Source organism: Paenibacillus sp. FSL R7-277 (genome assembly GCF_000517965.1).
Lineage (GTDB): Bacteria > Bacillota > Bacilli > Paenibacillales > Paenibacillaceae > Paenibacillus_AQ > Paenibacillus_AQ silagei.
In genome coordinates, this window is record NZ_ASPX01000019.1 from 39427 (window position 1) to 50710 (window position 11284).

Annotated in this window: 9 protein-coding genes; 5 read left to right on the forward strand and 4 right to left on the reverse strand. The window is 51.0% G+C overall.

The genetic code is table 11. From position 1 onward, the window contains the following. The first annotated feature begins 141 nt into the window (after positions 1–141). Positions 142–2880, forward strand: coding sequence for a cation-transporting P-type ATPase (locus C173_RS07980; RefSeq protein WP_442792621.1), 2739 nt, complete (start codon positions 142–144; stop codon positions 2878–2880). Between the two features lie 25 nt (positions 2881–2905). Here C173_RS07980 and C173_RS07985 read toward each other — a convergent pair whose 3' ends face one another. The 4 genes from C173_RS07985 to C173_RS08000 all read right to left on the reverse strand — a co-directional run bounded on the left by C173_RS07985 (position 2906) and on the right by C173_RS08000 (position 7507). Continuing rightward, the gene (locus tag C173_RS07985) at positions 2906–4828 is read right to left on the reverse strand and encodes an ABC transporter permease (RefSeq protein ID WP_036723887.1); all 1923 of its coding nucleotides are present in this window, start codon (positions 4826–4828) and stop codon (positions 2906–2908) included. Next, the gene (locus C173_RS07990) at positions 4825–5604 is read right to left on the reverse strand and encodes an ABC transporter ATP-binding protein (RefSeq protein WP_036723889.1); all 780 of its coding nucleotides are present in this window, start codon (positions 5602–5604) and stop codon (positions 4825–4827) included. The genes C173_RS07985 and C173_RS07990 overlap by 4 nt, the downstream gene beginning before the upstream one ends. Positions 5605–5771: 167 nt before the next feature. Further along, a complete protein-coding gene (locus C173_RS07995; protein ID WP_036723890.1) occupies positions 5772–6809 on the reverse strand; it encodes a sensor histidine kinase in 1038 nt (345 codons plus the stop codon). A 14-nt stretch (positions 6810–6823) separates the two neighbouring features. Further along, complete coding sequence (locus C173_RS08000) at positions 6824–7507, reverse strand: response regulator transcription factor (RefSeq protein WP_036723891.1); 684 nt, start codon at positions 7505–7507, stop codon at positions 6824–6826. Positions 7508–7652: 145 nt separating this feature from the next. Here C173_RS08000 and C173_RS08005 point away from each other — a divergent pair, with 145 nt between their 5' ends. The 4 genes from C173_RS08005 (at position 7653) to C173_RS08020 (ending at position 11181) form a co-directional block, all read left to right on the forward strand. Continuing rightward, positions 7653–8348 (forward strand): response regulator transcription factor, encoded by a 696-nt coding sequence (locus C173_RS08005; protein ID WP_036723892.1) that lies wholly within the window; start codon positions 7653–7655, stop codon positions 8346–8348. A gap of 1 nt (position 8349) precedes the next feature. Beyond that, entirely contained in the window at positions 8350–9393 is a 1044-nt protein-coding gene (locus C173_RS08010) for a HAMP domain-containing sensor histidine kinase (RefSeq protein ID WP_036723894.1), read from the forward strand. 121 nt (positions 9394–9514) lie between these two features. Continuing rightward, positions 9515–10465, forward strand: a complete 951-nt coding sequence (locus C173_RS08015) for an ABC transporter ATP-binding protein (protein ID WP_036723895.1) — start codon at positions 9515–9517, stop codon at positions 10463–10465. Next, positions 10465–11181 (forward strand): ABC transporter permease, encoded by a 717-nt coding sequence (locus C173_RS08020; protein ID WP_036723896.1) that lies wholly within the window; start codon positions 10465–10467, stop codon positions 11179–11181. Before C173_RS08015 ends, C173_RS08020 begins: the two co-directional genes overlap by 1 nt. The last annotated feature ends 103 nt before the right edge of the window (positions 11182–11284 follow it).

Genomic DNA, 11284 nt, shown 5'->3' on the forward strand with positions numbered 1-11284 from the left:
TTTGATTCAAAATTTCTATAAAAATCCATCAACTTGAATTTCTATTAGTGAACATTTGGCAACGACTTCTCTCTAAAGCGTTTGCCCGGACGGGTTCCCGTTTAATGAATGGGAAGATTTGAACCAGAGGAGGCGACTGACTTGGCGAAGAAGCAGGACAAGCTGCGGCATGCCATGGACAGCCAGCGTACGCTGGAAGCATTGGAGACAAGCAGGGAACAGGGATTGAGCGGCAGCGAGGCAACCGCGCGGCTGGACCGCCATGGAAGGAATGAGCTGCCGGAAGGTAAGAAATCGCCGGCGGCCCTTAAATTTGTGAAACATTTCAATGATGTGCTGATCTACATTTTGCTGGTCGCAGCCGTCATCATGGCCCTGCTCGGCCATTGGACCGATACCATTGTCATCATTATCGTAGCCATCGTCAACGCGGCCATCGGTTTCGTGCAGGAACACCGGGCCGAGCAAGCGCTGGAGGGCATTAAGAATATGCTATCCCCGGAAGCTCAGGTACTGCGGGACAGCAGCCCGGCGGCCATCGAAGCGGCAGAGCTGGTGCCGGGCGATATCGTGCTGCTGAATCCAGGCGACCGAATCCCGGCAGATCTCAGGCTGCTCAGCAGCAGTAATCTGAAGGTCGAGGAATCGGCGCTGACCGGCGAATCTACCTCGGTGGAGAAGCAGACGGAAGCGCTGGAGGAGGACTGTCCGCTTGGTGACCGGACCAACATGGTTTTCTCGGGCACAACCGTTGCTTCCGGGACAGGAATTGGAGTAGCGGTGGCAACCGGCGGCAAGACGGAGCTCGGGAAAATTAACCAGTCCATCGCCTCCGTGGAGGAGATCCGCACCCCGCTTTTGCAACAGACCGCCCGTTTCGGCAAAATGGTGTCGGTTGTTATCGTAGCCGTCGCCGCCTTGATGTTCGGCTTCGGCTACGGGCTGCGCGACTATGAGACCGGAGAGCTGCTGCTGTCGGTCATCGGACTGGCTGTAGCGGCCATCCCCGAAGGCTTACCGGCCATTCTGTCCATTATATTAGCGATCGGTGTGCAGAATATGGCACGGAGAAAAGCCATCGTCCGCAATCTGCCTTCCGTAGAGACGCTGGGCGCGGTCTCCGTCATCTGCTCCGATAAAACGGGAACGCTGACCAAAAACGAAATGACCGTCACCTCTGTAGTAACGTCCATGCATGAATACGGGGTTACGGGAACCGGATACGCGCCTGAAGGTGAAATTATACGGGATGAAGACAAGGAGGCCGATCCAGAGCAGGACCGGACGCTGAAGCATCTGCTGATATGCGGGGTGACCTGCAACGATTCTGTGCTGACGGAAGAACAAGGGGAGTGGAAGCTTCAAGGCGATCCTACAGAAGGCTGCCTGCTGACGCTTGCGGGCAAGGCCCAATCTGAAGTTACTGAACTGAAGACGCGCTCCAAGCTCCCGTTCGACTCCGAATACAAATACATGGCGGTCCTGAGCGAATACGAGGGACGTTCAGTCATTTATGTCAAAGGTGCGCCGGACCGTCTGTTTGAAATGGCGGACCGGCAGGCGGACGACGAAGCCGAGGCTCCGTTCGATGCTGATTTCTGGAACGGCCAGATGCAGGCCCATGCCCGCAAGGGACAACGGGTCATCGGACTGGCGATGAAGGAGCTGCCGGAGGACTCCTCCCCTGATCAGATAGACCATGAAGATCTGAAGGAAGGACTGGTGCTGCTGGGGCTGGCAGGGATCGTCGATCCGCCGCGTGATGAAGTCGTGGATGCGATCCGCGAGTGCCAGAACGCCGGGATCGAGGTCAAGATGATTACAGGCGACCATAAAGAGACAGCGATGGCCATCGGTGAACAGCTGGGCATCGGCGATGGGAAGCATTCGATTGAAGGCCGGGAGCTGGACAACCTGTCTGCGGAAGAGTTGAAGGAAGCTGCACAGAAGTATGCCATCTTCGCCCGCACCAGTCCGCAGAACAAGCTCCAGCTGGTCGAAGCGCTTCAGAGCAGCGGCAATATCTGTGCCATGACCGGTGACGGAGTGAATGATGCCCCGGCACTCAAGCGGGCAGATGTAGGCGTAGCCATGGGCATCAAAGGCACCGAAGTATCCAAGGACGCCTCGGAAATGGTTCTGGCCGACGATAATTTCAGCACCATCGTCAAGGCCGTCAAGGAAGGCCGGCGTGTGTACGACAATTTGAAGAAAACCATCCTGTTCATTCTGCCGACCAACGGTGCAGAAAGCTTCCTGATCATGGCGAGCATCCTGCTGGGCACGATGATTCCGCTGACGCCGATCCAGATTCTGTGGGTCAATATGGTCAGCTCGGTCACCGTCTCCCTGGCACTGGCGTTTGAGCGGATTGAGCCCGGAGCGATGAAGCGGCCCCCGCGCAATCCGGCGGCCCCCCTGCTCAGCGGCTATTATATCTTCCGCATTCTGTTCGTATCCGTATTGCTCGGAGGGGGAACCCTGTCCATGAACATGTCCATGCTCAGCAATGGATATGAACAGGCTGTCGTCAATACAGTGACCATGCAGACCATCGTCCTGGCGCAAATGTTCCATCTCTTCAACTGCCGCACCGAGCTGGGACCGGCAATCCGCAAGGGATTTTTCGACAATAGGGCGGTCTTCGTCGTATCCGGCCTGCTGGTCGTACTCCAGCTGTCCATCACCTATCTGCCGTTCATGAACCGGGTGTTCGGCACAGTGCCGATCGGCCTGCCCTACTGGTCCTTCCCGCTCCTCATGGGAGCCGCGCTGTTCGTAATTATTGAGCTTGAAAAGGCGGTTACGCGCGGAATTATACGCCGCCGTCATGAGAGTGTAGCCGCCAGCGGGAATGGTGACCGTTCGGCTGCTGCTTGAGTAGAATAGATACTGTTCTTCCTTTCTATATAGCATCAGTAACAATACTTCTGTAATACCTGATGGTCACCACGGTAAACATCAGATAGATGACGATATATGCAGCCATGCTGATGAGGATGGGGGTGAGCATACTTGCGGCGATGAGGACCGAGCCGACGTTAAGCGCAAACGCAGCATGAATTAACCCGATCACCAGAGGAATTAAATAGACAAAAAGCTGTTTGCGGATGATGCCTTTCATGATGTCGCCGACTTGAAATCCAAGCTGCCGCAGGGTGCGGTAATGGGCTTTCTCTTGTTCAGCCTCGGTCATTTGCTTGAAGTACAGGATACTTCCCGTGGACAATATAAACACAAATCCCAGGAAGCCGGCAATAAAAATGAGCAGCCCGAAGGTCTGGCGCGATCCCTCATAGGCGGATTGGAAGTCCGTGAGATACCGGTCACTGTCCACATTCGACAGGAAGATGTCAGAAGCAGCCCCTGCTTGCTCAGGGTCCAGCACATTAAAGACCTCGTAGGTCAGGAATTCTTTGTACTCCTCCTTCTGAATACTATCTCTCATTCGCTCGAACGTATCACCCGAGACCAGCAATTGATCCCCATAGAAAATGTAATTCATCACGTTCGCAAGCTTATACCTGGAGACGGACAGGCGGTCTGCTTGATCGCTTGATTCATACAGCACCTCTTGGGGAGAGACGATCTCCCTTCCTTCTATCACCGCCCGTGAACTATAATAGATGCCTTCACCATCCTGGGGATGCTCCAGATCTAACCCAGCCTGCGCCATCTGCTCTGCGGAGAATAGCAAAAACGTGCTGTCCATCTCATCTGCTGTTGAACCCTGATCCACCCATACGCCATGAAACCGGATGGCCTCGACTTGATGGCGGTCGAATGCAATCTGCTCCTCTTCTAACCGGCTGGAGATCTTAGCGGCTTCCTCAGGCATATTCTCCACGGCAAAGTCAAAGGGCATCGACAATCTCACATCGCTCCGCGTGGAATAATATAAGGAATAGGACAGGGACACCATCGTAATTGTCATCGCAGACAACACGGTAATTAAGGTTAGGGAATTGGCGTGACCCTTGATTCTGTGCATTAACGGGGCGACTGACAGGCTGTTGTACAAGCCCAGATTTCCGTTCCTCCTGTTCCGGTATACATTGAGAATCCAGCTTATGGTCGTATGGAAAATCAGATAGGTTCCCAGTATCGTACTTGCGAGCACGAGCAACATCAGGAACATCAGTATATCGGTGTTGGTAACAATTAATGTAGACAGATAATAGCCACACCCGATCAACCCTAATCCGGCTATTCCCAACATGCCTGAGATGATGCTTGGACGTTTGACCGGGGAATCCTGCCTATGATTAGCCTGGAACAATTGCAGCAGCGTACTGCGGTATACCGTCCATATGATCTGTACCGAGGTAACCACAATTAAGCAGGTAAACACAGCAAGGGTCTGGAGGGCAGCCGTGCCTGAGAACGTTAAGCCAATCACCGCTTCAAGCCCTAACAGGTTCATGAATAGCAGCTGGAAGAGCCGTGAGAGCAGCGCCCCGACCCCCATGCCAATCAGCAGTGCACCCAGACCCAGCATAGCGTGCTCCAGGATCAACACCCGGGCAACCCAGGCTTTGGATAAGCCGATTAACTGATACAATCCGATCTCTTGACTGCGTCTTCGGATGAAGATGCCCGTAGCGTACATGGTAAACACAATGGTGATTACAATGAGCAATATTCCGGCGACTTGTAAGGTTGTGGAGAAGTCCATACTGGATTTCACCATCGTTACAATCGTCTGATCATTCTGCAGAGTCGAAAAGATAAAATACAAGCTGATGCTGAAAATCATCGCAAAAAAGTAGAGGTAGTACATCTTGAGGTTCTTGCGCATACTGCGAATGACTAATTTCCGTAGAGTCATTGCTGGCTGCCTCCTCCGAGTACGGCCTGCATATCGAGAATGTCCTTGAAGAAGGCTTCCCTCGTCTTGTCACCCTTGTACAATTCCGCGAACACTTTACCATCCTTGAGGAAAATGACACGGCTGCAATAGCTGGAGGCGAGCGGGTCATGCGTAACCATCACAATGGTGACCTGCCGGGTCTGGTTAATCTCATGCAGATTCCCCAGCAAGTTAGAAGCAGCTTTGGAATCAAGAGCCCCGGTAGGCTCATCCGCAAAAACAAGCGAAGGCGAGTGAATTAACGCCCGTGCCGCAGAGGTACGCTGTTTTTGGCCGCCTGAGATTTCAGCAGGGTACTTGCCCGCCAAATCCATAATATCCAGAATCCCGGCAATGGCATTAAACTCCGCCTCGGCCTGACTATTGCTTATACGGGTTAACGACACCGGCAGCAGGATATTCTCTTTGACCGTTAAGGTATCGAGCAGATTGTAATCCTGAAAGATAAAACCCAGGTGCTTACGGCGGATGTCGGAAAGCTGGCTATCCTTCATTTTGGAAATCTCGTATTCTTGTATAAAAATCTGCCCCGCTGTGGCACGGTCAATCGTAGCTAAGGTATTAAGCAGAGTGGTCTTGCCGGAACCTGAAGGCCCCATGATTCCCACGAACTCCCCCTCCAACACCCGCAGGTCGATCCCCTGTAACACCTGCTGGGCATTTCCTTTGGCACCATAAGATTTACGCAAGCCTTCAGCCAATAAAACAGTCTTCGGTGTGGTCTGATTCTTCATCTGAGCCCCTCCCATCCAGTTGTTCTATACACAGTGTAAAGGTTCTACGGCACCGGGTCGCAAGCTTTAGGTGATAAAAAGAGGCCTAATGTGATATTTTTGTCACCTTGCTTAAAATAAAAAGCAGCCAGGTTGTATATATCCTGACTACTTCATTTATGCCCATTTTACACTAAGGACCGTCTAATGCGTTCAAATGGATTATCACTGGAGAATATCATCCGAACCGATGTACCTTCGCCAATAGCCGAGTCAACTTCCAGCCGGATGTGCAGCTTCTTGCTTATTTCCTTGGCAAGATACAGTCCCATGCCCGTGGCGGAGTGCTGGACTCTCCCGTTCTCTCCGGTAAAACCTCTATCAAATATTCGCGGCAGGTCATGCGCCTGAATGCCGGGCCCTTCATCTGTAATCGTTACAGTGACGAAATCAAGCTCATCGGGGGCAATATGAATAGTTACCTTTCCATCCGCCCGGCTGTATTTAATCGCATTCGTTAGCAGCTGTCTTATCACGAACCCGCACCACTTTTTGTCCGTGTACACGGTACACTCTGTGTCCCCCGTCAGATCGATGGATATATTTTTTTCCATACACCAGGTGGCCAGCTCGCGAACCTCTTCCCTGATCAGGTCCTGCACCCGCTGCTTCTCCGGGAGTAAGTCGGAGTCTATGTTAGCCAACCGCGAAATATACAGCTGCCGGTCAATTAACAGGTGCATCCGGAGCCATGGCGCGTCCAGCCTTTGCGCCAGTTCATTCGAACGCTGGGCATCCATGATGATCTTCATCGCTGTAAGCGGCGTTTTCACTTCATGCACCCAGGAGGACAGATCATCATGCTCCATCCGCTTGGCAGATTGATACTCACGGCGCTTGTGCTGATCATGCTTATGAATGTTCTGCAGAAGAGTATAGATCATCCCCTCTGGATAACGGCTGCGCGGTTCCGGGATATTCACAAACCAGTCCTCTTCCACCCCGTTAGACAAGCTAAGCAGAGACTTATAATAAGCAGTTTCCTTCTTGTACCTCCAGATCAGGAAACCAGCACAGACCGTCAGGAACAGAACATTCAAATAGAGCAGAGATTGAGGCTCCACACCGATACCATCGTCGAATTGGATCAGAGCGTTGGTAAGCAGCAGCAGCAGACCCATTAAGCCAATCCAGCTTTTTTTATAAATAAGATAAGCGATGAACAACGGATTCCTCCCTCCTACAGCGTGACGGCCATATAGCCAAGACCTTTTTTGGTGACAATCCCTTCAGCTAATTGGAGAGCAGCAAGCTGTTGCCGTAACCTGGTGATGTTGGCAGTGAGCGTATTGTCATTCACATATTGATCATCGTCCCACAGCTTCTTCATCAGTTCATGACGGGAGACGATCTTATGATTAGACCGGACTAACGCCGCCAGAATCAGCAATTCATTTCTCGTCAGGCTAATGGTCTTCCCATCCTTATAAATTTCGCCGCTGTGTACATCAATCAGTGCCTGATTCCACTCCATCATATCCGGGGATACCTCTTCATACGTATACGTGCGGCGCAGTACCGCCTGAACCTTGGCAAGCAGGACATCCATATGAAAAGGCTTCTGGACGTAATCGTCCGCCCCTAGGTTCATCGCCATGATCATATCCGTTGGATGATCTCTGGAGGACAGAAAAATAATCGGAACCTTGGAGACGGCCCGGATCTCCCTGCACCAATGAAAGCCATCGAATTTGGGAAGCTGGATATCTATAATCACCAGATGCGGCCGATGCTCAGCAAAGGCTTCCATCACCCCAGCAAAATCACTGGGGCTGCTTACTTCATAGGACCACTGGCTTAAGCTTTCTCGAAGCGCTTCCAGAAGCAGAGCGTCATCCTCAATAATAAAGATGTTCCTATTCATGATTCGCAGCCCTTTCTGTCAGTATACTTAGCAGACAAAGCAATACGCCCGCCAGCTAATGGTACCATTTTGGCAAGGATTGCAACAACAAGGGTAAGCAATTATGATTAACCTCAGAATGGTTAGTGCCCCGGGAGGTAGTAATATGTCCAAAACAATACTAGTGGTAGACGATGATGAAGAAATCGTGAAGCTCATCAGTAAGACGCTAAGGTATGAGCAATTCGCTGTAATTACGGCAAGCTCCGGGAGAGAAGCCCTATCTGCGGTGGATGATCACCCTATTGATTTCATTGTTCTCGATGTCGTCATGCCAGATATGAGCGGACTGGATGTCTGCCGGACGATTCGGTCGTCTTATAATGTTCCGATTATGTTGTTAAGCGCACGGGATCAGGACATTGATAAAATTGTCGGTCTGGAAATCGGCGCAGATGATTACATGACCAAGCCGTTCAGTATTCAGGAGCTGGCCTCCAGGATCAAGGCTCATTTCCGCAAAGTGGACAGGCTGCACAAAGAGTGGGGCGAGCTTAGTCCTGCCAAAGACAAAGCCGATGCTCCGCTTATTTTGAATGACAAAACGTATGAAGCCTTCCTCTACAGCCGGAAGCTCGACTTATCCGCGAAGGAATTTCAAATTCTGTCTGTCCTGATGCGTCACCCCAATCAGGTACTCAGCCGTGAGCAGATCTATGAAAACGTCTGGGGAGACGAATACGGAGAGATCAATACCGTAACGGTCCATATCAAGAATATCCGCAAGAAACTGGGTCCTGAGCATAACTTCATTAAAACCATCTGGGGCATAGGCTATAAATACATAGAAAGAGAGCAATAGGATGAAACTGAAAATTAAGCTTCCCCTGCTATTCCTGCTAATGCTGCTGATTCTGATGTTCTCGATTGGTTTGTATTTAAAGTTTATCTTTGCCGTATATTCCCCAATACGTACCACTTTGCTGGACTCACCATATGTAGTATTACTGCTGCCCATCTTCGTCATCGCCGGCTGCATATTTTCCATTCTGATCATCTATATTCATTATTATATTGAGAAGCCCATCCGGCGTCTGAATGCCCGGCTGGAGGAAGTCAATGTGGTCCGTCCCCTGCCTCCGCTGGCTTTGAAGCGTAAGGACGAGATCGGAGAGCTATATAATCACTTCAATAAGATGGAGCATCGGCTTCAGCTCGCCCACAGAGAACAGACCGATATGCTTGCCGCCATCGCCCACGATTTGAAGACACCCCTGACCTCGATTAACGGCTTCACTGAACTGCTGGCTACACACCAGAACTTACCCGAAGCTGAGAAGCAGGAGTATTATGAATTAATTCAGCGGAAGTCCGCCTATATGGTGGAGCTCCTCAATGATTTCTCCAGCTTCACCAAAGAAAAATCGGAGCTTGAATCCATGACCGCTAAGCCTGTAAAAGCGACAGAGCTGTTCGCCGACATTGCTTTTGAATATGAGTATGAGCTGGCGGGACTTGATATTGAACTGGCTTGCCGCCATTCCTTCACGGACAGCATATGGCTGACGGTTAATGAACCGATGATTCGCCGGGTGTTCGGCAATCTCTTCAGTAATGCTGTGAGATATGGCGGTAAGACTGAGCTTAAGGTGTATATGACCGGATATCTGCGGGAGCATCATGCCTATTTTCAGATTGAGGATAATGGTATCGGTGTGCCGGATAAGGACATGTCTTCACTGTTCCTCAAATTCTTCACGGTGGACCCGTCGCGACAGATCCGGAAGGGCGGACTCGGGCTGGGGCTGGCCAGCTGTAAATCAATTATTGAGCATCATGGAGGCGAGATTACGGCCTTCTCCTCGGAGTATGGCGGTCTGGGGATCCGATTCAGTCTGCCTTTATAGTTTTTTATATTCTCTTCAGATCTGTTTATTTTTCCTTTAATGATGCTTCATGTTTGGATGTGACAATACGTTGTAGCAGGATACAACAATCACTGGAACCAAGCAGGAGGTCGGAGGAAGAATGAGTATTCTATCCAAGAAAAGAATCGGCAGCACGCCCGCGATACAAATTGACGGAGTGCACAAAAGGTTTGGCGACTATACCATATTAAACAATCTTTCGCTGGAGGTCACCCGGGGTGAGATCTTCGGATTCCTGGGACTGAACGGCGCCGGGAAGACAACGACGATCAAGATGCTGCTGGCGATGATCAAGCCTAACTCGGGCTCGCTCTATATGTTAGGTGAGAAGGTCGACGCCGGAAACTCTAAATTATGGAGCAAAGTCGGGTATTTGGAGGAGGCGACCTTTTATCCGGATCTGACTGTAACGGAGAATCTGGAGATCGCAAGACGTATGCAAGGAGTCCCGGACAAGGATGCAGTATCTCAGGTGATCTATAAGCTGGGGCTGGAGCCGCACAAAAAGAAAAAAGCAAAGCATCTCTCCCTCGGGAACAAGCAGCGTCTGGGACTGGCCAAAGCGATGATTCACAACCCGGAGATTCTGATCCTGGACGAGCCGATCAACGGGCTTGATCCCGCTGGCGTGGCAGAGATACGGAATATGTTATATAATCTGGCGCACAATTTCGGCATCACGGTGTTTATATCCAGCCATCTGTTAGAGGAGCTCTCGAAGGTGTCCACACGGATTGGGATTATTCATGGCGGCCAGTTGGTGAAGGAAGTGGCAATGGATAAGCTGGAGCAGTCTTTGGAGAAAAGCCTGGTCGTGAACGGCCGGAACAAGCCTGCCTTAAAGAAGGTGCTGGAGGCGCATGGCTATGATTTTGTGGACACCGCGGACGGCTCCATTAAACTCACCAATGAACATGCGGCAGATCATCCGGAACGGCTGGCTGAACTGCTCGTGCAAAGCAATCAGCCGCCAACGTCACTCCGGGTGGTTACAGAGGATCTGGAAGGCTATTTTCTCCGCACCATCGGGGTTAACAGGGGGATTAAATAATGAATATTCTATCGGTGCTACATTGTGAGCTTCGCAAGATTATCCGCTCGAATGTGTTCTGGATCATGTTCCTGGTTCTAGGCTTCGGGCCCATCATGATGGGCGTCGGAAATGTATTATCCAGTGAAGCCGGCGGTGTTACCTGGGAAGCGTATTTAAACGGATTGCTGGAGACGCTTGCCCCGCTGGGACTGATCGGCTACACCTTTGTGGCGGCATGGGTATTCGGACGGGAATTCTCAGACCGGACCATCAAAGATTTACTGGCCAAGCCCATTTCCCGGGCGAAAATTGTATTGGCCAAATTTCTGGTCATTTTAGCATGGTGTTTGTTACTGTCCATCTATATGTTTGCCGTAGGCCTTGCCGTAGGAGCTATCCTGGGTGTTGCAGGCGGGTCCGCCACTTTCATTTGGAGCTTGTTCCTTAAGTTCCTGATTACCTCGCTGCTGTACATTTTGGTGTCTGCGCCAAGTATTCTGTTGGCTAATGTGACCAAGGGCTACCTGGCTCCCCTGGGACTCATCCTGATCATCGTCATTCTGTCCAATGTGCTCAGCTCCTTCGGATTCGCGCCTTATTTCCCATGGACGATCCCGTCGGTATTCCAAAGCACCGGTTCGCTGCAGCTACGCAGTATCATCATCATTGCCTATACCGGGATTGTCGGAATCGCCGGAACCTTCGCCTGGTGGAGATATGCGGAGCAGCCATAACAAGTAAACATACACCTGCGCTCTTCGAGGCCACTGAAAAAGTCCATAAAGAACTGAAAGAGACATTCGACACAAAGAATGTCTCTTTTTTTCGATACAATTA